21 protein-coding genes are annotated in these 24760 nt (G+C 38.5%); 3 read left to right on the top strand and 18 right to left on the bottom strand.

All coding sequences use genetic code 11. The features are described 5' to 3' along the window. Positions 1 to 251: 251 nt before the first annotated feature. From IGI37_RS02870 to IGI37_RS02820, 11 genes are all read right to left on the bottom strand, one after another. On the bottom strand, positions 252 to 683 hold the full coding sequence (locus tag IGI37_RS02870; protein WP_438759890.1) for a universal stress protein: 432 nt from the start codon (positions 681 to 683) through the stop codon (positions 252 to 254). Positions 684 to 746: 63 nt separating this feature from the next. Beyond that, positions 747 to 1799, bottom strand: a complete 1053-nt coding sequence (locus IGI37_RS02865) for a hypothetical protein (RefSeq protein ID WP_438759889.1) — start codon at positions 1797 to 1799, stop codon at positions 747 to 749. Further along, positions 1790 to 2950, bottom strand: a complete 1161-nt coding sequence (locus IGI37_RS02860) for an ABC transporter permease (protein ID WP_438759888.1) — start codon at positions 2948 to 2950, stop codon at positions 1790 to 1792. The genes IGI37_RS02865 and IGI37_RS02860 overlap by 10 nt, the downstream gene beginning before the upstream one ends. After that, positions 2947 to 3558 carry an ATP-binding cassette domain-containing protein gene (locus IGI37_RS02855; protein WP_438759887.1) on the bottom strand — a complete coding sequence of 204 codons (612 nt, stop codon included), beginning with the start codon at positions 3556 to 3558 and terminating at the stop codon, positions 2947 to 2949. The genes IGI37_RS02860 and IGI37_RS02855 overlap by 4 nt, the downstream gene beginning before the upstream one ends. A 370-nt stretch (positions 3559 to 3928) precedes the next feature. Further along, a complete protein-coding gene (locus tag IGI37_RS02850) occupies positions 3929 to 4423 on the bottom strand; it encodes a hypothetical protein (RefSeq protein ID WP_438759886.1) in 495 nt (164 codons plus the stop codon). Between the two features lie 54 nt (positions 4424 to 4477). Next, positions 4478 to 5191, bottom strand: a complete 714-nt coding sequence (locus IGI37_RS02845) for a hypothetical protein (protein ID WP_438759885.1) — start codon at positions 5189 to 5191, stop codon at positions 4478 to 4480. A gap of 724 nt (positions 5192 to 5915) precedes the next feature. Beyond that, positions 5916 to 6632, bottom strand: coding sequence for an MIP/aquaporin family protein (locus tag IGI37_RS02840; RefSeq protein ID WP_438759884.1), 717 nt, complete (start codon positions 6630 to 6632; stop codon positions 5916 to 5918). Continuing rightward, on the bottom strand, positions 6632 to 8458 hold the full coding sequence (glpO, locus tag IGI37_RS02835) for a type 1 glycerol-3-phosphate oxidase (protein ID WP_438759883.1): 1827 nt from the start codon (positions 8456 to 8458) through the stop codon (positions 6632 to 6634). The genes IGI37_RS02840 and glpO overlap by 1 nt, the downstream gene beginning before the upstream one ends. 1 nt (position 8459) lies before the next feature. Further along, positions 8460 to 9980, bottom strand: a complete 1521-nt coding sequence (glpK, locus tag IGI37_RS02830) for a glycerol kinase GlpK (protein ID WP_438759882.1) — start codon at positions 9978 to 9980, stop codon at positions 8460 to 8462. 140 nt (positions 9981 to 10120) lie between these two features. Then, complete coding sequence (locus IGI37_RS02825) at positions 10121 to 11557, bottom strand: helix-turn-helix domain-containing protein (RefSeq protein WP_438759881.1); 1437 nt, start codon at positions 11555 to 11557, stop codon at positions 10121 to 10123. Further along, entirely contained in the window at positions 11547 to 12893 is a 1347-nt protein-coding gene (locus tag IGI37_RS02820; protein ID WP_438759880.1) for an FAD-dependent oxidoreductase, read from the bottom strand. The genes IGI37_RS02825 and IGI37_RS02820 overlap by 11 nt, the downstream gene beginning before the upstream one ends. Positions 12894 to 13603: 710 nt before the next feature. Here IGI37_RS02820 and IGI37_RS02815 point away from each other — a divergent pair. Then, complete coding sequence (locus IGI37_RS02815) at positions 13604 to 14650, top strand: PTS sugar transporter subunit IIC (protein ID WP_438759879.1); 1047 nt, start codon at positions 13604 to 13606, stop codon at positions 14648 to 14650. Between the two features lie 355 nt (positions 14651 to 15005). On the opposite strand, the gene gtfA is transcribed toward IGI37_RS02815, so the two are convergent. Genes gtfA through IGI37_RS02795 form a run of 4 tightly spaced genes read right to left on the bottom strand, consistent with a single transcriptional unit; the run spans position 15006 to position 18568 of the window. Beyond that, the gene (gtfA, locus tag IGI37_RS02810) at positions 15006 to 16448 is read right to left on the bottom strand and encodes a sucrose phosphorylase (RefSeq protein ID WP_438759878.1); all 1443 of its coding nucleotides are present in this window, start codon (positions 16446 to 16448) and stop codon (positions 15006 to 15008) included. A 16-nt stretch (positions 16449 to 16464) separates the two neighbouring features. Further along, positions 16465 to 17847 (bottom strand): alpha-amylase family glycosyl hydrolase, encoded by a 1383-nt coding sequence (locus IGI37_RS02805; protein ID WP_438759877.1) that lies wholly within the window; start codon positions 17845 to 17847, stop codon positions 16465 to 16467. Next, positions 17816 to 18136 carry an alpha-amylase family glycosyl hydrolase gene (locus tag IGI37_RS02800; RefSeq protein ID WP_438759876.1) on the bottom strand — a complete coding sequence of 107 codons (321 nt, stop codon included), beginning with the start codon at positions 18134 to 18136 and terminating at the stop codon, positions 17816 to 17818. Before IGI37_RS02800 ends, IGI37_RS02805 begins: the two co-directional genes overlap by 32 nt. Positions 18137 to 18157: 21 nt before the next feature. Continuing rightward, the gene (locus IGI37_RS02795; protein ID WP_438759875.1) at positions 18158 to 18568 is read right to left on the bottom strand and encodes a carbohydrate ABC transporter permease; all 411 of its coding nucleotides are present in this window, start codon (positions 18566 to 18568) and stop codon (positions 18158 to 18160) included. A gap of 97 nt (positions 18569 to 18665) precedes the next feature. Between IGI37_RS02795 and IGI37_RS02790 the strand changes: the two genes are divergently transcribed. Next, positions 18666 to 19604 carry a 2-dehydropantoate 2-reductase gene (locus tag IGI37_RS02790; RefSeq protein WP_438759874.1) on the top strand — a complete coding sequence of 313 codons (939 nt, stop codon included), beginning with the start codon at positions 18666 to 18668 and terminating at the stop codon, positions 19602 to 19604. 107 nt (positions 19605 to 19711) lie between these two features. On the opposite strand, the gene IGI37_RS02785 is transcribed toward IGI37_RS02790, so the two are convergent. The 3 genes from IGI37_RS02785 to xylA form a co-directional block, all read right to left on the bottom strand. Then, a complete protein-coding gene (locus IGI37_RS02785; protein WP_438759873.1) occupies positions 19712 to 20137 on the bottom strand; it encodes a GNAT family N-acetyltransferase in 426 nt (141 codons plus the stop codon). Between the two features lie 184 nt (positions 20138 to 20321). Further along, a complete protein-coding gene (gene xylB / locus IGI37_RS02780) occupies positions 20322 to 21818 on the bottom strand; it encodes a xylulokinase (protein ID WP_438759872.1) in 1497 nt (498 codons plus the stop codon). Positions 21819 to 21999: 181 nt separating this feature from the next. Then, on the bottom strand, positions 22000 to 23307 hold the full coding sequence (xylA, locus tag IGI37_RS02775; RefSeq protein WP_438759871.1) for a xylose isomerase: 1308 nt from the start codon (positions 23305 to 23307) through the stop codon (positions 22000 to 22002). 153 nt (positions 23308 to 23460) lie between these two features. Between xylA and IGI37_RS02770 the strand changes: the two genes are divergently transcribed. Next, positions 23461 to 24645, top strand: a complete 1185-nt coding sequence (locus tag IGI37_RS02770) for an ROK family protein (protein WP_438759870.1) — start codon at positions 23461 to 23463, stop codon at positions 24643 to 24645. Positions 24646 to 24760 lie beyond the last annotated feature (115 nt).

Raw genomic sequence — 24760 nt, 5'->3', positions numbered from 1 at the left:
GATGTTTTCAACTAGTTTTATAAAAATTCAACACTCCTATATAGGATCCTTTTAACTTGTAATTAAAAAAAGGAATATGTACTGTAATCTTGGCAAGTTACTTACGACTAGGTAGTGAATCGTTCTGATAAAAAAATTCGAAGCACCGCACAATAAAAAACACTAGAAAGCTTCCTAGTGTTTTAGGTTAATCCAATAATTATTAAAAATCGACCTTACAATGATTTTACAATCTCACGCCAAACTCCCACTTACTTAACAACCAACACACTGCACGGCGCGTGATTCACCACATAGGATGCAGTTGACCCCACTGAAGCACGTTGAATGGCACCCTTTCCTGTTGCACCTACCACTAACAAATCCAATGGGTATTTTTCTGGAATGGTTTCAGTTAAGACTGTTTTTACATGACCAATTTGGGTAATCGATTGAACCTTTTGAATGCCTTGTTGTTTGGCATATTCAACTTTTTCTAAGAGCACTTTTTCAACATGTGCTTGTTCCTCTGCCAATAATTTAGAGTACGCATAGGCACTATAGGTAATCTCAATTTCGTTAACAACATAGGCAATGTACAGGTGAGCATCGTGCTCTTTTGACAACTCGATGGCTTCGACAAAGGCCTTCTCCGCATTCTTGGAACCGTCCACAGCTACTAAAATCGTCTGATATCGACTCATTTCAATCGCCTCCTTCGATTTATTTTATCATGAAAAAACCAGGTACGTCGATTGAAACGAGGACTATTTACGTTTATTTCGTAGAGCTAGAAGTCCTGCAATTAGACAAAAGGCACCTGAAGATACATACAGTGGGAGTAGCTGGCCTTTCATCACATAGGAAACGGGCAAAAAAATCGTGACAAAGGTGTGCTCACTTGGAACACCCCAAACAGCGCCGCCCATCGTCATATTTAAGATAAACCAAGGGATAAATAGGAAAGATAACCATTCTCGTTTGCCGCTATTAATAACAAGAAAACTCAAAGTAAAACAATAAAACAACACGCCTAGTAAGAAAGGAAGGCTTTGTTTTGCTAACTCTCCTTCGATGAGTTTAGGCATAAGAATGAGGAATAAACCAATCACACTCAGCCAGCCGACAAATAGAATCCCCGCTACAATTGCTTGTTGTTTATAGAGATTTTTGCGTCCATAAAAAACGAAACGTCGTTGATCCTCTCCTGGAAGATAGCTCTGAAAATACAACACAGACAACAAAATGAAAAGGGCCGACAATCCCAGAGTAAACACAGGCTTGTTCGTTTTTTTACTAACTATCTCGCCTAAAGCATTATAATAGACGACCTGAAACAGTTCTGAGATTTCTGGCTTACCGACTTGATTGTCTAACCCATTTTCTTTCAGATGCGTTTGATACAACGCCTCACCTTTCATTTGTAATAAGCTTGAAAGGATTACCTCTTGAATATGCCCAGTGTCTTTGATCCCTGTTGCACAATAATACGTAAGCAACTCTTTTTTTTGAGTTGCTAGTCCCTTACTAAACTCTTTTGGTAAAATTAGAACCCCTTGAATGGTGGTTTTTTTTAGATGCTCTTTTGCAAACGTATCGGTAACGGTCACCTGCAAATTTGGGACCTTTTTTAGGCGTGTAATATACTCGACACTTTGTTGACTATTCTCTAAGTCTACCACTTCAATTGCACTAGGAATTTCCGCCCCTTTTGTGAAATAAACATTCATTCTTGTTGTCAGTAACTGGCCGACAAGAATGATTGCCAGACAAACAAGCGGTAGCCACATTCGTTTCAAATAAATTCGAACTACGCCCATTTGCGCCACCTCCAAAACAGAATTCCTGTTAGTCCCCCACTGCCGATTAATAAGTTCACAATTGGTAGCATATTCCAGTCGGCACCCATCACCGCATTTTCAATAATCACTTGAGCATACCAAGCAGGATTACTCTGTGTAATAATAGCTGGCTGATTATAAAGTGGGTAGATGAGTCCACCCAAAAATAACATCAACAACGCCCCGCTAGCATAAAGTAAAAAGAGGCGGGTTTCTTTTTTTACTTGTCCAACCAAAAAAGCAATCCCTGTGGTCAATAAAAATAAAAAAAGAAGTAGACAACTAGCGCCCAATACCAATCGGAAACCCTCTATCTGGAGGCTAAAATAATGCGAAAGTCCGAATAGTAGTAATAAAAACGGCAACGAAATAAGCCAGCTTAAGATAAATTTACATGTTAAAATCAACGAAACTGGATACTTATAAAATAAAAGCTTTTTCATCGTTCCCTGTTTGAACTGTTGACTTGTCACAAGACCACTAAACATACTGATTCCAATCAATGCCAAAAATAAAAACAAGCTACTCAGTTGAAGGGGATACTGTGAGACCCCACTGTGAACAGCTAACCAGTCGTTTCTGTCAAGAAGCATTTGGATTAATTCTAAATCAAAGGTTTGACTCGACTTTCTGGCTTCCTTATAGCTCTGATCACTCGTTTTCAAAACCTGATAGTAATCAAGAGATAAGCTTTGCAGATTGTTTAACGTTTGAATCATTTCATAAGCGATTTGGTATACCACATTTCCTACCAGCGCATTTTTGGCATACAGCTCAATCGTGCCTGTTTGCCGTTCAAACAAGGCCGCTTCAAACTCTTCTGGCATGGCGACATACAAATCATAGTCCCCTTTCATCACGCCTAGCTTGCCTTTTTGTTCAGACACAATCTCTAACGTTTTTATCAAATCATTCTTATCTAAAATGCCTACTAATCCCGTTAATTCCTTACTATCAACAGGCATCGATATGGCAACTTTGACTGAAGGAGCCGCTGATTCACGCTGTAAAAGTTCAAAAGGTAGAGCAGTCATAAACGCCCCTATCGTTAAACTAAGCGCCAGCAAGAATAAGAGCAGTGATTTTTTTGTTTGATAGATTTCACCCAACATTAATTGTCTCACTCTCATAACTTTACTACCTCTAAGCTTGGGAATAACACTATTGCTTCACAGATTGAATCAAAATGAAATTTATTATGTGAAACAAATAGAAGGCTTAACCCCTTTTGTTTTTCTCTATGCAAAATCTCCTGCATACTACCAATCGTCTCTTCATCTAACGCATTAAATGCTTCATCTAATAATAAAACATCCGGGTTCACCAACAAGCTTGCCGCCAACATTACTCGCACACGCATGCCTGAGCTCAATTGACTGACCTTTTTATTTAAAAATGACGTCACACCACATTCCTCTGCCCGCTGAACAATCCGCTCTTGACGCTGATTTTTAGAAATCCCTGCGTAGGTTGCTTCCAAATATAAATTATCTAAACAACTCAAATTTTCTTGAAACCCATCAAACTGCATCGCATAGCTAAGTACACCATTCACGATGATTTCGCCTTCACCGACTGGCAAAATACCACTAATAGTATCTAATAAGGTCGATTTTCCCGACCCATTTGGCCCATAGATACCGATGCCTTGACCTTTTTTCAAGGAAAGGCTAATTGGCTGATCCGTCACGTTCTTTCTAGAAAGTAACAGGTTTTCTACTACTAATTGATTTTCCACACGCAACCTCTTATTCTGCCTTGAACAAACACACACGTTAGGCATTCGTTCTGCTTCTATTCTATCTCCTTATTTTATCATAGGAACCCTGGGGAACAAAGAACGCGTAAAGGAAGTTGATAAAAAAATACTACTTATCTATCCTGCGATGAGCCACCTATTCAACATCCTCTCTTCTTACCTATGCTTTATTTTTAGTCGTTCTGCAATAAAGCACCTTTAGTAAAAGCAATCATCGTACAAAAATAGAAAATGAGTCTTCTATTAAGAACTTTCCTTAACCGAAGACTCATTTTCTATTTACTACCTCTTCAAAAAGATGATTTCACTCAGAAAAACCTGACTTTTTGAACTTTCTTTTTCATGCTCATTAGTTTACAACAATATAGTTATACTTTGAAAACTTAATTACTTGGGCTTTAGAAAAATTTTCGAATCGTTCGTTTGTCTCATATTGAGCAGCCACTACTGAATGACGACCTATACTAAGAAGTAACTCGGAAATTCTTCCCAACTCGTCGAACCTAACTCCTTGTTCAAGCTTAACGGCTCTCGATGGCCCAGAAATAAGTTCATCGTCTATATAGACAGAGGTCCAATAATCTTGACTGATATAATCAACTGTAAACTGAAGACTATTTCCTTTTAGCCTTTCTAGCTCTACAACATTGTCAGCAATTGGACTCTTTGAACCATCTTCACTCAGATAATCCAAGTCAATTTGAATTTCTTTCTCGTCTGAATCAGAGATTTCTTTACTACTAGTGCTAGTATCGTGCATCACATCTGACTTTTTTTTTGGTGTACAACCAGAAACTAGTACGATAACTAGCATCCCTACACAAACCTTACAAATTTTTCCCACTAGATACCTCCATTTTTAGCCATTCGCCAGAATCTCTACATCACTCGATTCTAGTTAAAACTTTTTTGCGACAGCAATACATGATTGTTTGTTCCCCGCTTTAGTGAACGTACATGTTGTTTTGCCTTCTAGCAACCCTCCAGACTGATCAGAAACTAACAAATCAAAATCGGAGTCTAATCCTACATAGCTACTTGACCACTCCCCAGCTTTTATTGTAAACGCCCAACTCTCTTGGAACGTATTAAACCCAGTATTTGGATTAAAGCCTAGCTGAGCAACCGCAAATTCTGCTTGACTATTTAAGCCACAATTAGGAGCAGTAATCGCTCTTGCATAAATCTTGGTCATTCCATATAGTGTTAATCCACTCCAAGTATCTGAAGTCCAATCAATTTTAGTAACAACACCTCCATAATCGACTACATTCCCACCTTCAAAAGATCCAAACCCTTTTGACATATACTCACCTTTCGAAACGTTTCCCAAGGAGAGCGTAACAGCATATGAGGTCCCTACATTATTCAAAGAACCATGATCTATATCATTCATTGGAAAATATCTGGTTATATTAATTCCAACCATGCCATTTTTGGCTATAGTTTGTTCAATTTCAACATTTTCATTTCCAATTATGCTATCCTTTAATTCACTATACTCTTTTATATTCGATGGAGACATTTCATTCGCATTAACTGTTACAGCCTGAACTAATAGTAAAATTGTCATTCCTATAACCATTGTAGCTGTTTTCATAATCTTTTTCATACAGATACCTCCATTTTCATAAATTATATTTCAAAAAAGTTCTCTCTGCCAAAGAATATCTACTTAACTCTCCTTTCCAATTCCCCTTCATTATACGCACGTTTATCAAAATAAACAAGCGCTTTCTTTTTTGTCATTCGTTAGTTATTCCCTCAATTTTTACACAGGGGACAAGTCCGTGAATACATGAAAAAAATTTATAGACGATTAGAAGTTATTGCTTTACGAGGGGAGGACTAAAAAATTCGGAAATTGTAAACCTAACAAAATTTGCTACAAAGTATCTGCCACAAATCGTATCTAAATTTGCCAGATAGGAAGTTGATGCTCTCCGCTGTGATCACCGCTCTGGCAATAATCGCAAAGTTACACCTGAGCAAGAAACATTCTCAGACATAAGGCGTCCTTATGAATTATGTGCTGTCTTGAGCTAGGGGAGGTCTCCTCCATGTGAATCACTGTAAACTAAGGAAAAGTGAATACTTTTGCTCAAAATAATCGACAGGGTTCTGCTCACAATCAAAATGAAAAAAATTGTAAAAAACTCTCAGAGACTATCGCCTAATTTGAGAACAACCGAGTCTCAATACAACAGTTATCATAAAATTTTTTTGCATTTAGAAAACAGATAGACAGATAAACCTAAAAAAATACAACCAGAGAGAGCAATCAAACTGACTCCTCTCTAGCTGTATTTCATTTGATCGTTATTTAAACTCGGATTCTATAAAGGTAAGGCCATATACAATCCAGCGGCCAAAACAGCGCCAATTACAGGCCCAACAATTGGAACGAAAGCATATCCCCAGTCAGAGGTTCCTTTGTTTTGGATTGGTAAAATTTGATGCGCGATTCTTGGCCCCAAGTCCCGAGCTGGGTTAATCGCATAGCCGGTTGGTCCACCAAGAGATAGACCAATCGCTAAAATTAAAATCCCAACAACGGCTGGATTCAGGCCATCTGCAAAACTATTTTCACCAAAAGCAAGTAAACCTAAGACTAAAACAAACGTACCAATCGCTTCTGTCATCGCATTAGCAGGTAAATTTCTAACAGCTGGTCCGGTAGCAAACGTGCCCAAAATAGCCCCTTGATCTTTTGTTTCTCCCCATAATGGTAGATAAGCTAACCAAACCATCACCGCACCCACGATACCGCCTAATACTTGCGCCACGATAAACGGTGCCACCAAACTCCATGAGAATTTACCAGTAATAGCCATCGCAAGGGTGACTGCTGGATTCAAATGAGCAGGTCCCATAAAGCCAGAGATATAAACCGCAATCGTTACCGCTGTCGCCCAGCCCATAGCGATTACAATCCATCCTGATGCTTCAGCTTTACTCTTTTTCAAGTTTGAAGCAGCACATACACCACTTCCTAACAGGACTAAAACCGCTGTTCCTAAAAATTCACTAAAAATCTGCGTCATATCACTCATTAGTTATTTTCCTCCTTAAGCTTCGTCAAATTAGATTCCATCAGAACAGCTTCTAGTTGTTGATACATCGCCATTTTTTCATCCGCTGTCCAATGATAAACTTCAGAAAATCTGTTAACGACTGGCTCTTTTACTTTATCTAAGGTATCTCTAAAGAATAAAATATGATTCGTTCGTCGTAATAAATAATCGACTGGGGTAAGAACCAACTCTTCGTTCAGCGCATAATTTAAAGCAATACTTTCACGCAAGTCTAAGCCTTCAACTAAGGTATTATAGGTCAAAGCTTTCGGTAAGTTTGAGCCATAAAGGTGCGCAAGATACAAAGCATCCTCTTCGTTTAACCCAATTTTTTGGGCTTCTTTTGCTAGGTTGGCCATTTCTTCGTCCACATGATTCGAGTCGAGGTTTCCACCTGAGACTGGATAATTAACTGAATCAATCAACTCAAATAATTGACCAAATTCTTCTTTCAAGATTTCTTGAATATGCTTCATAGCCCCTTCAGCCATCAACCGATAATCTGTAATTTTCCCACCAGCTAACGTTAACAACCCATCGTCAGAACGTTCAAACGAACTCCCTCGTGACAATTGAGAAGTGGTCAAAGTGCCTTCAGCAAGAGAAGCGTCCGCCTCTTTAATCGCTTTTTCAACCTCGGCTTTTTTGCTGGCATCCGCTTGGTAAGCCTCTACTGCTTGGACAATTCGTTCAAATCCGGCCTCTGACAAACTACCATTATTGCCGCCATTGTAATCTGAGCCACCATTTGCTGAGATTAATGGACGCAGACCTGCCCAACTAGATTCGATATCATGAATCGTCAAATGAACCTCTGGGTAGCGACTATTGATAATTTCAAGCAAGTAATCAACATCCTCTTGCGTAACTGTTGGATGCAACAAATCTCCAGTATAGTCTGTATCAGTCGTTCCAAAATACGTTTTTCCTTCTCTCGGCACAACAAACACCATTCGACCATCATTTTTGCCTGTATCAAAATAGGTTGGTTGAGGGACACTTAATCTGCCTTTATCTACTACCAAATGAACCCCTTTTGTTGGACGCATTTGGTTAGGTAAATTGTTGTTACCATCTAGCTCGCGAACGTGATCTGACCACGGGCCTGTAGTATTGATGACCACATTGGCACGAATCGTAAACCGTTCATGGGTTAAACAATCTTCTACTTCAGCTCCGTTGACCTTACCGGTTTCATCATGGGTGATACGAATCACCTTGGTTTTGCTGAGCATAATCCCACCATCTTCATGGGCACGCTTAATATTCTCAATCACCAGGCGAGCATCATTATTTCTAAAATCAAGATAAACACCGCCACCCAAAAGATTTTCTTGTTTCAACTGAGGTTCTCTTTTCAAAACTTCTTCTTTAGATAATAGATAGTTAGCATAGGAAGTGTTGGTGATATTCGCTAACCTGTCGTATAAATCCATTGCTACCTTCACTGAAAATAGAGTAAAGGTTGCACCTTCTTCATCGTAAATAGGCAGGAGCATCGGGTCTGGTTTGGGAATATGAGGTGCAATTTTTTGAACATTTGCACGCTCTTTTACAGTATCAGAAACCACCTCAACATCGAACGTTTTTAGGTAACGAATCCCGCCATGAACCAATTTGGTTGATCGAGAAGATGTCCCTTCTGCAAAATCCTGCATCTCGACTAAGACAGTTTTCATACCTGAAGCGGCTGCCTGTAACGCCACTCCCGCCCCCGTAATTCCGCCGCCAATAATCAACACATCTGCGGTCGTATTCTTAGCTGTTTCAATTCCTTGTTTCCGACTTTCATATGAGAATGTCATATTATTTCCCTTCTTTCTTTACCCGATGTTTGAACATTTGTGTCGCCGCAACAGCTTCTTTCCAACCTTCGTACAGATCAGCACGTTCTTCTTCCTTCATCTTCGGTTCAAAGATTTCGCCTTCTTTTTGCATTGCTTTTAATTCGTCGACATCCTTCCAAAAACCAACTGCTAAGCCTGCTAGATAGGCTGCCCCTAAGGCTGTTGTTTCAAGATTAGCCGCTCGTTGAACCTTCGTGTTTAAGATATCTGCTTGAAATTGCATCAACAAATTATTTTTAGCAGCGCCACCATCTACTTTTAACACAGGAATATCGATACCAGAATCGATTTTCATCGTATCAATAACATCTCTTGACTGATAAGCAACCGCCTGTAAGGTAGCATTCACAAAGTCCTCTTTGGTCGTTCCTCGAGTCAATCCGTAAACGGCGCCTCGTGCATCTGAATCCCAGTAAGGTGCGCCCAGTCCTGTAAAGGCAGGGACGACATACACTTCATTACCACCTGTCGCTTTAGCTGCAATTTCCTCTGATTCAGCAGAAGAATCAATCATACGCAAGCCATCACGCAACCACTGAATCGCTGAACCAGCAACGAAGATACTCCCTTCTAACGCGTAGTAAACCTTCCCATTAATACCGTAACCAATCGTCGTCAACAAATTATTGGAAGAAAGTTGTGGTTTTTCCCCTGTATTCATCACGATAAACGAACCCGTTCCATACGTGTTTTTGACCATTCCTGGTTCAAAGCCCATTTGACCAAATAAGGCAGCTTGTTGGTCACCAGCCATTCCTGCAATTGGTACTTCACTTCCGTAAAAATGATAGCTTTGTGTGTACCCGTAAACTTCTGAGTTACTTTTCACTTCTGGCAACATTACTTCAGGAATATTCAATAGCTCCAAAATTTCTTTATCCCACTGTAAATCGTGGATATTGTATAACATGGTCCGACTCGCATTCGAATAATCCGTCACGTGTGCTTGACCATCTGTTAATTTCCAAACCAACCAAGAATCAATCGTTCCAAAAAGCAGTTCACCTTTTTCTGCCCGCTCTTGAGCACCTTCAACATTATCTAAGATCCAACGAATTTTCGTCGCTGAAAAATACGCATCAACTACTAAACCAGTCTTTTTATGCAATAACTCTTTATGCCCATTAGTAATTAATTCATCTGCAATCGGTGAAGACTGGCGAGACTGCCAAACGACTGCGTTATAAATTGGTAAGCCCGTTGTTTTGTCCCAGATAACCGTTGTTTCACGTTGGTTGGTAATCCCAATTCCTGCGACTTCACTTGGTTTAATTCCTGATTCAATAAAAGCTCCTGCAATAACCGACTGAACAGAATTCCAAATCTCATTGGCATTGTGCTCTACCCAACCAGAATTTGGAAAATACTGGGTAAACTCTTTTTGAGAACTCCCGACATTTTTTCCTTCTTTGTCAAAAATAATTGCTCGTGAACTAGTTGTTCCTTGATCAATTGCCATAATGTATTTTTTCTCTGTCATAACGATCTTCTCCTTTTTTTGTTAACGTTTTCTTTCTATGCCCATATAGTACAACCAATCGATTGACCGATACTGTCAGTTTTTTTTATTTTTTGAAATTTTTTGACGGAATGTTGACAAAAAGCCTATTCAAGATCTTTTTAAAGGTCTCGAATAAGCTTCTTAATTTGCGCGATATCATATTTTGTTCCAAGCTCTGAAAAATAGTAGACTGGGGCGTGAGTATGTAGTTTTTCATTGCTGATAATCAAATCATACGCTTGGCCTTCTCGACATTCCTCCACCACTACGCCATTCAAGCTCTTTAAGTGCAAAATCAGCATAGTAATCGTCGCGTTTTTAAATAAGGGTTCCATCTTCAAATGAATGCCCACGCGTACATCACGGTTCATTTGAAAGTCTAAAATAGCTAGTACACTCAAATATTTGACCGCAGTCATCGCAAGCAAACTGTTTTGTTCATCTGCAGGCAATAGAAATTCCTCTTGCGTGATGCCTAAAAGCTTTTGGCACAAGCCTTTCATATCTCGACTAGACAACTCCTGTTCCATTGCCCAAATATTTTCGCGATTATAGACCTCCACATCTCCTTTAAAAAAGTACAGCTGCGGATGAATCTGCGCCAAATAGTAATAACATAATGCTTCAACTTCATGGTGAACTTTGGTCGGCCGATAAAACCGAAGAATATTCTCTAAAATCAACGTATCTACTAGACCAGTTGGCGTAAAACGAGAACGTGACAAAGAATAAGTACGAAACTCTTCTTCCGACAAAATAGACATACTTAATAGAAAACAAAAATGGAGCATAGCCTCCTCTTCACGAATCTCCACTGCATAATAACCAAATGAACGATAAACAATTTGTTTCAGCTTTTGATACATTGGATCCTTTAGATACGGCTGAAATTTTTTATTCAACCCTTTAAAGGTTTGGTTGGGGATATTTAATCGTAGCTTAGTAATTTTTAACCACAATAACACACGCTTTTTGGCTTCGGGCCTCAAACAAATTTCCAGTCCCCGCTCAATATTCTCCACGTAGCGCTTGTTCCGCTCAGAAGTTTCATCAATCGGATTGCCCATGTACCACAGTAGCTGAAAATAAAAATAGCGAATCTGGGCTTCTTCCCCCTCAAGTTTCCCTTGCCAAATCGTCAAATCAAATTCCTTCAACAATAAATTTAGTTCTTTAATTTTGCGCGACAAGGACGACTCGCTGATTTGAAGCTCTTGAGAAACACGCACAAAAGCAATCTCCCGTTCTTGAATAAGGGTTAATAAGATTTGAAACTTGGGTGCTTCTTGATAAAACTGAAATTCAATTTCACTAATCGAAAAATCAGGCACCATCGAAAAAGACAGATAATAGCCATTATAATTTAATTGACATTTTTGTTGATAGCGTCTTAAAAACAGCTGCAGGTCCTCAACGTAATTTTCGACTGATTTTTTGGTAACCTCCAAACGGACAGCCATCTCTTGGATAGGTTGTTTGCCCCCACTCATGACTAATGTTTTAAGTAAACCAATTTGTTTCGCCTCTTTTTTCTCGAGTAATTCCTCAAACCTCATCGCGATCACTCCCTAATCCCAAATGATTGAGTATATCAAATACAGGTGTATATCTTGGTTGGAAAAAGTAATCTTTTTGCGCTAATTCTTCCAATGTTCGCTTTGTTTCAATCGCCAAAGCAGCCGTATTAATTTTTTCCAAACAATTGGTTTTAGAAAGTAACTGCACCCCTAATACCTCATGAGTTGTTTCATCAAATGTCACTTTACAATAGATAACCTCCGTACTAAATAAACGGGCAGACAGCTGATAACTTTTTGTCGCAATTTTGCCTGGGTAGTTAAACGCTTCTGCTTCCAGAAGTCCGGTACTCGCCAAATACCAGCCAAATAGCTGCGTACCAATCGTTCGTAACCCACCTTTAAAGACCTTCGTTTTCTGTTTCAAATTTTCTGCTGCGGCCATTCCAGAACGAACCGCATTATTAATTAGCGGCATGTACGTTTTCTCCTTTAAAGCAAGAGCTGGAATTTGAATCAAATCCCCTACCGCAAACACATCTGCCTGAGAGGTTTCTAAATAGGCATCCGTCTTTATGGTGTAATCACTATGACTTTCAAAAACCTGATTCAACGGATTGGCTTTTGGCCGGACATTCACCATGGTAAAAACCAAATCACTCAATTGTGTTAGCGAATGCGTCTGCACCTCAAAAACAGTTTTAGGTATTTGAGACTGCGTTTGCGTTTGGCGGATTTGATTAACACTGGTGTTACAATGCAAACGAAGTCCTTTCACCTGTTCCAACGAAGCTAGAAACGGCGCTAAGAATGATTGGTCAAAATATTTAAACAAGGGGTAATCCATTGTTTCAAACACTTCTACTTGTTTGCCCATTTGAACAAACGCGCTGGCAGCCTCCATCCCTGCTTGCCCCGCACCTATGATAGCAATCGTCTGCACTTCAGGAATAACCGTAGCCAAACGTTGCGCTGAGGGAAAATCTTTGTAGACTACTGGCACATCCATTCGTCCCTCAAACTCTTCAACCTGTAAGACCTGAGACTCTTGAATTGAGCCGTATGCCAGTACCAACCGATCATAAGTATAGCTTTTTTTAGATGTCTCAATTTGATGCTGCTCAGGGAAACAACGAAGCAATGACTCCCCTAAATTCACTTCAATCCCAGCCTTTTTGAGCACCTCTTTTTTAATAAAAACCGCCTCTTCTAATCGTGCAACTTGCCCAGTTAGATACTGCAGAAAACCACTTGGAATAAATCCCACCACCTGATTTTTCTCAATAATGGTAATTTTCGCCTTAGGGTAAAGCTGTCTGGCACGTAATGCACAGCTGACGCCAGCAAAAGAAGCCCCAATAATTAGAATCTCCATCACTCAAAACTCCTCATCTTTCTATTCTTAATTATTTCATTTAATTTTATCTCCATTTTTGTATCCGCTTTATTTATTAAGAATACTCGAAGACACAAGAATTCGCTAGTAAAGTATCCGAAAAACAATTCGTTTCGTGCAAAAGAACAAGCTAAAAAAGCTAGTCTCGACAAGCATTTTAGCTGTTCATTATTCACTTTCTGTAAAGGTCAACGCTTCGAATCTTTTTTACTACTTTCGTCTTTTCATTTTTTACCGTTCGTTCAAAACCATCCTTGCTATTCACTCAATCTTATTCATCCTCAATAAATTTCAGAAAAACATTTGAATAATTTCAAAAAAGAAAAACTCATGTTATCCCTTCCTAATACAAGCTTAAGAACACCTTCCTATTTTCTAATTATTCTATAATTTATCAGAAAATTCGAATTTTTTCGTTTTTATTGAAAAAAGTGCTTGATTTACACCATATATTTTCATATACTATTGAAAATAACTTATTCAAAGTCTGTGATTACTTTTAATAATCAGTTAGTACTTGACAGAAATATTAAAATTTAAGGAGGATAGAGACCCACCATTGATGGGACCGTTTTTTAAACGTTACATAACCAATTATGAAAAGTTTTTTCATAACAGGAAACTCATCAATCGAAAAAACTGATTTGAAAACGACAAAAAATAGAACATAGAAAGTAAGTAGGTGTAATATGGATACGAAAACAACCCCAAAAATCTTTTTGAACAAAATCCTTGCAGGAACAGCGACTGGGATTATCGTCGGACTTATTCCAAACGCGGTGTTGGCAGCTATTTTAAAATTATTTGGAGATAATGCCTTAGCCGTCGCATTAGGTCAATCAGCAATTATTTTTCAGTTAGCAACACCTTTAATTATTGGTACCCTTATTGCACATCAATTTGACTTCAAGCCTATGCCTATGATGGTTGTTGGTGGTGCTGCGTTTGTTGGTTCTGGCGTTGTAAAATTTAATGCCGAGATTGGAGAAACAGGTGCCTATGTTGGCGCAGGGACAGGAGATATCATTAATACAATGATTACCTCTGCCATCGCCGTCGTTTTAATTCAGTTAATTGGTGAAAAATTTGGTTCGGTTTCTATCGTCTTAACACCGATGATTGCCGGTATCGGATCCGGGACTGTCGGTTTCTACCTTTATCCGTATGTCACAAAAGTAACTGCTGCGATTGGTGAAGGGATTAATACCTTTACTACTTTACAGCCAATCTTGATGAGCATTCTTATTAGTTGTTCATTTGCGCTACTAATTATCTCACCAATTTCAACTGTCGCAATTGGTATGGCTATCCAGTTAAACGGTATCGCTGCTGGTGCTGCCGCTATGGGTGTGGCTGCAACAACTATCGTCTTAGTCGTCAATTCACTTAGAACAAATAAACCAGGTGTAACGTTTGCGATTGCTCTTGGCGCTATGAAAATGATGATGCCTAATCTGTTTAGAAAACCAATTATCTTAGTTCCTTGTTTCTTCACAGCAATTTTATCAGCAATTCCTGTAGCGCTTTTCTCTATTTCTGGAACGCCTGCCTCTGCAGGTTTTGGTCTCGTTGGAATCGTGGGGCCACTAGCTTCTCTGGATCACGGACTGAATGGTGGTCTAGTCATCCTATGTTGGTTGTTCATTCCACTAGGGTGCGCACTAGTTAGCCAACTACTGTGCGAAAAAGTGTTGAACCTATATAATAGAAAAGAAGTCTTTGAATTCTTAGGATAATCAACTGAAAATCGACTAATAACGAGTCTTTTAGCTCAAAAGTTAGCACTGCATCTAGCAGAATATCATCCCTAGGTTAGGACAGAAGTGTTTCACTCCGAGAACCGGTTAGGTACTGTGCAACATCAACTTATTTTCCGAACCTTCAACTCTAGCATGTCTCATGCGTAGAAGTTGTTGAGAGCGGAACGCAGTCCATCAATTCTAAAGGTGTTCCACCTTTAGAGATTGATGGGGCGCGTTGCTTCTGTAGCCACCATTTATTCGGATAAAGAGAGACTAGGACATAACTTGACCCAGCCTCTCTTATTTTTCACTTATGATAATAGGTAGCCGACAGATTCTATTAATACATCTATTGACTCATAATGATTTGTTGATTGTCTTCAATGCTAAATGTTTTAGTGGTTAAGTTCGCAGTAAGTACAGCTATATTGGTTTTTGATTTGTCTTTACGTGTAATAATAATCTCATTAGCACAAGGCGTCTCCACGCTAACCTCTCCATCTAAATCAAATGCTTTCGACTCATTTCTGAAAGCTAGCAATTTGAATAAATTTTGAACGACAGGACGATGAACTTCCTCTTCAATCTCATTCATAGCATAGTAATGTCGATTAATGTTGCGCCCTTCTTTCGTTTCTTCTAACAAAGAAATATCATTTTCTCCGGCTAATAACCCAACATAGTAGACTTGAGGAATACCTGGAGCAAAACATTGGATTGCTCTTGCCAGCAAGTAACTTGAATCATCATTTCCTAACGCACTGTAATAAGTACTATTAATTTGATAGATATCTAAATTGTTATACTTCTCAGATGAATAAATTTTCTTAACATTAGCTCCCACTTTGTACAGTTGTTTCGATGTAAATTCCAATTCTGCATCTGTCAATAAATCTTTTGCATCAACTACTCCAATACCATCATGCGTATCCAATGTGGTAAATTGTTTCATCGGACTTTGACGAATCCAATCAGCCAAGCGTTTGGTTTCCCCACTATATAATGAGAATAGGGTAATCATTGGCAACGCAAAATCATAGATTAAATAATCATGGCTTGCTATCTTCATTTGGATAGAATAATGCTCATGAATTTCAGGTAAAAGCATAACCTGGTATTCACTTGCAACTTCTCTTACTTCATCTAATAGCTCCCATATTTCAGGCTCAACAAAAAAGTCATTCGTTCCCAATTTTTTTATTGCATAAGCAAAGGCATCTAACCGAATGATTGCACATTTATGTTCCGCCATCTCTTTAATCGTCTTAGCTATAAATTCTTTCGTTACTTTTTTTGTCACATCTAAATCAATCTGCTCTTCACCAAATGTATTCCAAACCCGTTCTACGCTCCCATCCGAGAACTCGACTGATTGAAACGGCGCCTTATCTTTCCGTTTATAAATTAAATCAATATCTTCTTTCGTTGGACGACCTTCCGGAAAAAATTCTTCCACTCGAATAAACATGTCCTTGTAGGGTGACTCATTATGCTTTTTCTTAAAGTCTTTGAAAAAATATGATTCTCTAGAAATATGATTAATCATAAAATCAAACATTAAATAATAATTTTCTCCAATTGACTCTATCTCATCCCAAGTCCCAAATTTCGAATCAACTACTGTATAATCGCTAGGAGCAAACCCTCTATCCTCTGTAGAAGGAAAGAATGGTAGTAAATGTACCCCACCAATCACACCTGAAAGATAGGTATCCAATACTTTTTTCAAATCAACTAGATTTTCTCCTAAGCTATCTGAATAGGTAATCAGCATCACTTCATTTTTAATCATTCCTAATACAACCTCCTTAAAAATTTGACAATACGACACTCTCATAAGGTCTTAAAATAAGTTTACTTTCTACTTGGTTATCAGACTCATAGTTTGTCAGAAGGATTGTTGAAAACTGGTCATCCACCTGCACTGCTTGCTCTGAATTTGAATAATTCACTATGACTAAGACCTCAGACGTCTCTATTACACGTTTATACATAATCACATCAGGATGTTCAATTGGACGGAACTCCCCGTACACAATAACCTCTTTATATTGACTGTCTCTTCGTAACTGAATTAACTGCTTATAATAATTTAAAACCGAAGAAGATGTCTTTCTTTCCTCTTCCACATTGATTGTTGGATAGTTGGTGTTTAGTTTTAACCAAGTTTTTTCTGAAACAGAGAATCCTGCATTCTTTTCATTAGACCATTGCATAGGAGTTCTTGAGTTGTCACGACTTCTTCGATTCATCGCAGCCATTGCTTTTTCAGCTGTTAAGCCTGCTAAAAGGGCTCTATTATATTGATCATGCGTTGCAATATCATCGTACTCCTCTAAATTACTCATATGGACATTGGTCATTCCAATTTCTTGCCCTTGATAAATAAAAGGAGTCCCTCTTAGCAGCATAAACAAGGTCCCCAGCATTTTCTTACTGTATTTGTTCCTATCTTTTTCTGGAATGTATTTATTGATAGACCGAGGTTGATCATGATTTTCTAAATAGACTGCTGCCCAACCATTTTCTTGTGTTACTAACTGACTATTGTAGAGGTTGGCCTTCATCTCTTCCCATGTCCAATTCGAAAATTTATACCATTCCCCCGTGTTAGGTACGTCGATATCTGTATAACTGAAATCAAAAACCATAGAAAAATAACCATCCGAACCAATATATTCTTTTAATCGTTCTTCTGGAACATCTGCTTCAGCCACGGTCATGCTATTATGCGGCTTGAATGTTTGCTCGTTTAATTCTTTTAACCATGTCCCTATACCTGGCTGGTTTAGTATCCAGTTGCCTATAAAAGCTAACCCATCCTCGCCATCAGGTTCAAATTGTCCCACTTCCAATCGCTTTTTAATATTTAAAATAGCATCAATTCGAAAACCACTTAACCCTTGATCCAACCAATAATTAATCATTGCATAAATCTCTTCTCTAACTACTGGATTTTCCCAGTTTAAATCTGGTTGCTTTTTGGTAAACGCATGTAGATAATACACATTCTCTTCTCCGGGCACAGATTCCCAAGCAGATGAACCAAAATACGAGCGCCAATTGTTTGGCGGCAGACCATTTACGCCTTCTTTAAATATATAGTAGTCTCCATATTTACTGTCAGGATTAGCTAGTGCTTCCTTAAACCAGTCATGTTCATCTGAGGTATGATTTACAACCAAATCCATCAAGACACCGATGCCTAATTCTTTTGCTTTTTTTTATCAATTCTTTCAAATCATCATTTGTCCCAAACAACTCATCAACTGTATAATAATCGGAAATATCATACCCGCCATCATCCATGGGTGATTGATAGATTGGACAAATCCATATAATAGTGATTCCGAGTTCATTTAAATAGTCAAGCCTATTAGTGATTCCTCTGATGTCTCCTACACCATCTCCGTCACTACCTTGAAAACTTTTTGGATAAATTTGATAAACTACTGCTTCTGTCCACCAATCACGCTTCATACCTAACTCCTCAAATCTCTATTATTTAATTGCTCCATCAACCACACCTACAATAATTTTTTTCTGCATAACAAAATAAAAAATTAATACAGGCAGTAAAACTAACACTAAAGCTGCCATCGCCACACTATAATTGGCTGTGTACTTTCCAAAAAAGTAGAAAGTCGATAATGGGAGCGTCCGTACATCATCATTCACAAGGACCAACGAAGGTAGCAAGAAATCATTCCGCACCCATAAAACATCTAATATCGCTATGGTTGCTGTCGTTGGTTTCAGCATCGGAAAGACTACTTTAAAGAACAACTGAAATCGATTAGCGCCATCAATAATAGCCGCTTCCTCTAGTTCAATTGGAATACTTTTTATAAACCCATGAAACATGAAGGTCGCCATGCTGATTCCAAATCCTAAATAAAAATAAATTAACATCCCTCTACTATTTCCCCAGTCTATATCCTTTTACATTCTCAAAGTCACCGAGTACAATGGACAAGTACGAAAACTATCACAAAGGGGTCTTGTAAAAATGAAGATTACAATTGCTGGCGCAGGTGCTATGGGTAGCAGATTTGGTTTAATGCTGCATCAAGGTGGAAATGAGGTTACCTTAGTTGACGGCTGGCCTGCACATGTAAATGCCATTAAAGAACATGGACTTCACGCCAATTTGAATGGTGAAGAGTTGACCGTTCAATTACCGATTGAGCTTCAATCTGAAGTGAAAGAGGGTGAAAAAACAGAGTTAATTATTTTATTTACAAAAGCAATGCAATTAGATCAAATGCTTCAAGATATCAAGCCTCTAATTGGTGCACATACGAATGTCTTATGTCTGTTAAACGGCATCGGACATGAAGATATCGTTGAAAAATATGTCCCTATGGAGAATATATTTATCGGCAATACGATGTGGACGGCTGGGTTAGAAGGAGCCGGCAAAGTCAAATTATTCGGTAATGGTTCTGTTGAACTACAAAATCTAGGGAAAAATCAAGAACAAGTAGCAAGTGACATCGCCAAGGTTCTATCTGAGTCAGGATTAAACGCAAGCTATTCAAGCAATATCCACTATTCTATTTATCGAAAAGCCTGTGTGAATGGAACGATGAATGGTCTATGTACTCTGTTAGACACTAATATGGCGGGGCTTGGTGAAACACATCCTGCACATGAGATGGTCGCAACAATTGTCAATGAATTTGCCTTGGTTGCTAATCACGAGGGGGTTTCCTTAGATGTTCCAGAAGTCATTGAACATGTAGAGGAATGCTTTGATCCAACAACTATCGGTAAACACTATCCTTCTATGTACCAAGATTTGATGACAAATAATCGCTTAACTGAAATTGATTATATTAATGGAGCAATCTCTAGAAAAGGTAAAAAATATGGCTTAGCTACTCCTTATTGCAACTTTTTAACGCAGCTTATTCACAGTAAAGAAGAAATTTTGAAAGCAAAATAAAAAAAACCAGATACCCGTCAATCTGATGGTTATCTGGTTTTTTTAGACGGAAAATTGCTGACTCTTTATAACGTGAGCAAGATTATTTAATTTAAACCTTCTCTGCCCTAACGTTTCAAGTGCAAAATAGGATAAGCTTTCCCTTGTCCATCTGTTTCATCTCTTGATAAAAGTTGAAACCCTAACGATTGATAGAAGGCTACCGCTCCTGGATTCTGTTCGTTCACATCGACTGAAATAATCCCCTCGCTTTTAATCAGCTCTTCCACGATTTGTCGGCCATAACCTCTTCTAAAAACCGTGGGCGACAGAAATAACATCTCCAAGTGTTCTCCGCTCGTCCCTGTGAATCCTATAATTTCCTCTTCAACTATCCAAATACGTAGGTCTACATGTAAAAAATAAAGCAGTAGATTTTCTTTTATTTCAAAAAAATCCGCGGCTGTTAGAAAGTTATGTGTTTGTTTTACCGACTGTTCCCAAATTTCAACAAGTTTTGGATAGTCTTCTTTAACAGCCTGTCTCGTGTTCATTCTATCACTCCTTCATCTGATAACTTCTTCATTATACCTTTGAACGCACCAAAAAAATAGAGAGATTAGACGTTGAAATACGATGCTCCTCTCTTAGTAAACACTAGAAAAACAAAAAATTTCTAATCTACTAGGATAGATGCCCATCTGTATCGTCCAATTCTCTCTATCTAATTACTTTAGTCTATCGAATATCTGCCAGTTGATGACAAACATCAGCAGTTGCTCCATATACTTGTTTGTAAATCGCATAAATTTTCTTATACGCTTCTACATTCTCTTGAATCGGCGTAATCTCTTTGTCGTAACTAACGAAAGTTTCCACACAGCTTTGCGCATCAGAAAACAGACCACTACCAATCGCTGCCAACATCGCTGCCCCCATACCTGGACCTTGTTCTGTCGTCAATGTCACAATTGTTGAGTCGAAAATGTCTGCTTGCATTTGTAACCAATCTGGATTCTTAGCCCCCCCACCAACAGAAACAATTTTGGTGAATGTGTGTTTAGCTGTTGTTTCCATAATTTCTTGTGAATCCTTCAATGAAAAAGTAATTCCTTCCAACACAGAACGACCGAAATGTTTTAAGCGATGATGGGTATCAATTCCCACAAAGCTTCCTCTGATTTGACTATCTGTATGCGGTGTACGTTCCCCAACAATATAAGGAGTAAACAACAACCCATCTGCACCAGGTTTAACACTTCCAACCTCTTTTAAAAGCTCACCGAACGCTTGCCCTGGCGCAAACGTATCTCGATACCAACTTAAAGAATTCCCCGCAGCCAATGTTACCCCCATTGAGTACACCTTATCTTTTACTGAATGACTGAATAAATGAAGTTTTCCTTCATAGTCAACTTTATCTGAGTTCTCAAATGATAAAAAGACGCCACTGGTTCCAATTGAAACCATTCCGGCACCCTCTTGGACAATTCCTGACCCTAAAGCCGCACAAGCATTATCAGCCCCACCGGCATAAATTTTCACTTCTTGCTCAAAACCAAATTCTTTTTTCAAAGACTCAGTAATCTCGCCAACTTCACCAGACGACTCATATAAGGTCGGTAAAACTTCTTCTGAAATAGTAAATTGAGTTAAAATTTCTTCTGACCACTGTTTATTTTCTATATCAAGCAATAGCGTTCCAGCCGCATCCGAATAATCCATGGAATATTTACCTGTAAGCCAAAAGGAAAGATAATCTTTTGGCAACATTAAATGTCGCACATTTGCCCAATTTTCTGGTTCATTTTCTTGTACCCACAAAATTTTTGGCAAAGTGAACCCTTCTAAAGCAATGTTTTTTGTCTGCTTCAGCACTTGCTCGCCAGCTTTTTCCATAATTTCTTGACACTGCTTAGTTGTCCGAACATCATTCCATAAAATGGCTGGACGGATCACTTCATTTTGATCATCTAGTAACACTAAACTATGCATTTGACCTGAAAAACTAATCCCAATTAATTCTTTTTTCATTTCAGTATGTGCTGTAACCAGTTCCGTGATAACTTTATGAGCAGCCTTCTTCCACTCTACTGGATTTTGTTCACTATAACCCGGTTTCGGTGTCAACAATGGATACTCCGCACTAGCTTCTCCTACAAGTACCCCATCTTGTCGAAATAATAAACCTTTTAACGCGCTTGTTCCAAGATCCAATCCTAAAACGTAAGACATTGTTTTCCTCCTCTTCAACTGTATTTCGGTTTCACTCTTCTTTCATTTCTCAATCACTTTTCTTTTACAACACAATCCGCCGTTTAAATTTTGAAGGAGCGGGACTTGCGCCCCACTCCTAATTTAAAAACGTATCACCAGCGGTTTGCTGAATTCTGCTAGAATTCCTGTGCCACTTAAATTATACTAGATAATCGTTTAGACGGCTCTTCACATACTCAATATGACTAGATTCCAATTTCACATGGTCATGACCTAACGCATAGTCCGTTAATGATTCCAAATCTTCTTCATCATTGACAATTTTCGCGCCAATTCCTTCTTTAAAGGTTGCATAGCGTTCTTCTTTTAAGTTATCGAAGAAACGATCTTCTTTTAATTTTGCCGCCGCTTTTAATCCGCGTGCATAGGTGTCCATTCCTGCGATATGTGCCAATAATAAGTCTTCCATTTCAAATGATGAACGACGAACCTTTGAGTCAAAGTTAATTCCACCAGGAGCAATTCCACCGTTTTCTAATACTTCATATAAAGCCAAAGTTGTATCAAAGATGTTCGTTGGAAACTCATCTGTATCCCAGCCTAATAACACATCTCCTTGGTTTGCGTCCAATGAACCCAACGCATTATAGCTTCTTGCTACAGCAATTTCATGTTCAAAGGTATGACCTGCTAATGTCGCATGGTTCGCTTCAAGGTTTAATTTGAAGTCGCCTTCTAAGCCGTAATGTTGAATAAAGGCCATTGTCGTAGCTGCATCAAAGTCATATTGATGTTTTGATGGTTCTTTTGGTTTTGGTTCTAATAGAAATTGCGGTTTGTGACCAATTTTTTCACCATAAGCAATCGCCATCTTGAATAAACGAGCAATGTTATCTTGCTCAAATTTCATATCCGTATTTAATAAGGTTTCATAGCCTTCACGGCCGCCCCAAAATACATAGTTTTCGCCACCTAATTTTTTAGAAATATCCAAGCCTTTTTTGACTTGTGCAGCAGCATACGCATAAACATCTGCATTATTTGTAGAAGCAGCCCCATTGATATAACGAGGATTTGAAAACATATTCGCTGTATTCCATAATAGCTTGATACCCGTTTGATCCATTTTTTCTTTAATCAAATCCGTAATTTCATCAATATTAGCGAAAAATTCTTCTAAGCTATCGCCTTCAGGGGCAATATCAATATCGTGGAAACAGAAATATTCTGCGCCTAGTTTTTCACAAATTTCAAAAAAAGCTTCTACACGGTTTTTCGCTGTTTGCATAGGGGTATCTGCAAACCAAGTCCTTTGGTTGACAGGATTACCAAATGGATCAGAACCATCTTGTGTCATTGTATGCCAGTATGCAATTGCAAAACGTAAATGATCCTTCATTTTTTTACCCATCACTAGCTCTTCAGGGTTGTAGTGACGAAACGCAAACATGTTTTCAGTTGTTGGTCCTTCATACCGAATTTTTTCTACCTTTGGAAAATAACTCATTTTTTCTTCCTCCTAATTCACAAATCTCTTGATTTAAGTTTGTTAGTACGATAAACTAACTTACAAAGATACTATAAAACATAAGAAATTAGTTGTCAAGCGCTTACAGACACTTTATTATTATATTATTGGAATTATAGTTAGGAGATCCTTATGATATCGAGTAAATATACAATCAGAGAACAAAATGAAGCGAAAATTTTAAACGTCATTATTACAAAAAATGAAGTCTCTCGGGCAGAACTTTCTACTATTACTGGACTCAATAAAGCCTCTGTTTCAGCCATCACCAAAAAATTAATTGATGAAGACTTTATTCAGGAAACTCGGATTGGTGATGCCTCAAATGTGGGTGGCCGTAAGCCCATCATGCTAACCTTCAACCGTCGATCAGCAGTCGTCATTGCCTTTGACCTTGGTTACAATTATATAGAAGCCATGCTTGCGTATATCGACGGGACAATTATTGATAGCATCCGAAAAAACAGAGTCGCTGTAACCGCAAAAAATGTGGTGTCACAAATGCAGGAAATTATTGACCACTTTTTGGCACATCAACCAGAAACGCCCCACGGAATTATCGGTTTGACTGCTGCTATTCATGGGCAAGTGTACAAAAATATCATTCATTTTACACCCTACTACGATTTGGATAAGCGTCCGCTTTGGGAAGAATTACAAGCACTTTATGACTTTCCTATCTATTTGGAGAACGAAGCCAACTTAGCCGCTCTAGGAGAATATACTTTTTCTTCTCATTACCGAAATCTAGTTTCAATTAGTATTCATAGCGGAATCGGTGCTGGTATTGTTGAAAATGGCCACCTTCAAGTGGGGCATCGTGGACGAGCTGGAGAAATCGGCCACTCTATCCTTTATCCCCACGGAAGAGACTGTCCTTGTGGCAACTCAGGCTGTCTAGAACAGTATGCTTCCAACAAAGCAACCTACCAAGAGTATGCCAATGAAGAAGGCCTTGATTATGTCAATTCAGATGTATTACTAGAAGCCTTTCGTGAAAACAATTCTCATGCACTTGCTCTTTTAGAAAAAAATGCCGAGCTCCTCAGCATTGGGATTAATAACATCATCATGATGTACGATCCAGAAATGGTTGTTATCAACAGCTCTTTATATCGAAAAATTCCAGAAATGATTGATTTCATTCATGCACAAATAAAAAATCGTTTCTCAAAAGATGTCCTCGTCCGAAATACCTATTTAGAAAAAAGCGCCACACTCTATGGGGCCTTCGCTATCTCTGCACAAAACTTTTTGAATATTAAAAAGCTAAAGCTGATGAAATACGGGATCAAAGAGCTTGAGGAGATAAAATAAATAACAATAAAGAGGAGGTTGGGACAGAAGTGTTTAACTCCGAGAAATAAGAGGGAATCCACGAAAATTGCTCTTCAAATTTTTGTGAATTTCAGCTTATTTCCGAACCTTCAAC

Source organism: Enterococcus sp. AZ194, from assembly GCF_051713825.1.
Taxonomy (GTDB): Bacteria; Bacillota; Bacilli; order Lactobacillales; family Enterococcaceae; genus Enterococcus_K.
The sequence above is the reverse complement of the archived record's forward strand: the minus strand, read 5'-3'. Positions and strand labels throughout refer to the sequence as shown.

Bases quoted from the DNA above. Each gene is read 5' to 3' on its own strand.
- IGI37_RS02870 (WP_438759890.1), bottom strand. From the start codon at position 683: ATGAGTCGATATCAGACGATTTTAGTAGCTGTGGACGGTTCCAAGAAT.
- IGI37_RS02865 (WP_438759889.1), bottom strand. From the start codon at position 1,799: ATGGGCGTAGTTCGAATTTATTTGAAACGAATGTGGCTACCGCTTGTT.
- IGI37_RS02860 (WP_438759888.1), bottom strand. From the start codon at position 2,950: ATGAGAGTGAGACAATTAATGTTGGGTGAAATCTATCAAACAAAAAAA.
- IGI37_RS02845 (WP_438759885.1), bottom strand. From the start codon at position 5,191: ATGAAAAAGATTATGAAAACAGCTACAATGGTTATAGGAATGACAATT.
- IGI37_RS02840 (WP_438759884.1), bottom strand. From the start codon at position 6,632: ATGAGTGATATGACGCAGATTTTTAGTGAATTTTTAGGAACAGCGGTT.
- glpO (WP_438759883.1), bottom strand. From the start codon at position 8,458: ATGACATTCTCATATGAAAGTCGGAAACAAGGAATTGAAACAGCTAAG.
- glpK (WP_438759882.1), bottom strand. From the start codon at position 9,980: ATGACAGAGAAAAAATACATTATGGCAATTGATCAAGGAACAACTAGT.
- IGI37_RS02825 (WP_438759881.1), bottom strand. From the start codon at position 11,557: ATGAGGTTTGAGGAATTACTCGAGAAAAAAGAGGCGAAACAAATTGGT.
- IGI37_RS02820 (WP_438759880.1), bottom strand. From the start codon at position 12,893: ATGGAGATTCTAATTATTGGGGCTTCTTTTGCTGGCGTCAGCTGTGCA.
- IGI37_RS02815 (WP_438759879.1), top strand. From the start codon at position 13,604: ATGGATACGAAAACAACCCCAAAAATCTTTTTGAACAAAATCCTTGCA.
- gtfA (WP_438759878.1), bottom strand. From the start codon at position 16,448: ATGATTAAAAATGAAGTGATGCTGATTACCTATTCAGATAGCTTAGGA.
- IGI37_RS02805 (WP_438759877.1), bottom strand. From the start codon at position 17,847: ATGGATTTGGTTGTAAATCATACCTCAGATGAACATGACTGGTTTAAG.
- IGI37_RS02800 (WP_438759876.1), bottom strand. From the start codon at position 18,136: ATGAAGCGTGATTGGTGGACAGAAGCAGTAGTTTATCAAATTTATCCA.
- IGI37_RS02795 (WP_438759875.1), bottom strand. From the start codon at position 18,568: ATGTTAATTTATTTTTATTTAGGATTTGGAATCAGCATGGCGACCTTC.
- IGI37_RS02790 (WP_438759874.1), top strand. From the start codon at position 18,666: ATGAAGATTACAATTGCTGGCGCAGGTGCTATGGGTAGCAGATTTGGT.
- IGI37_RS02785 (WP_438759873.1), bottom strand. From the start codon at position 20,137: ATGAACACGAGACAGGCTGTTAAAGAAGACTATCCAAAACTTGTTGAA.
- xylB (WP_438759872.1), bottom strand. From the start codon at position 21,818: ATGTCTTACGTTTTAGGATTGGATCTTGGAACAAGCGCGTTAAAAGGT.
- xylA (WP_438759871.1), bottom strand. From the start codon at position 23,307: ATGAGTTATTTTCCAAAGGTAGAAAAAATTCGGTATGAAGGACCAACA.
- IGI37_RS02770 (WP_438759870.1), top strand. From the start codon at position 23,461: ATGATATCGAGTAAATATACAATCAGAGAACAAAATGAAGCGAAAATT.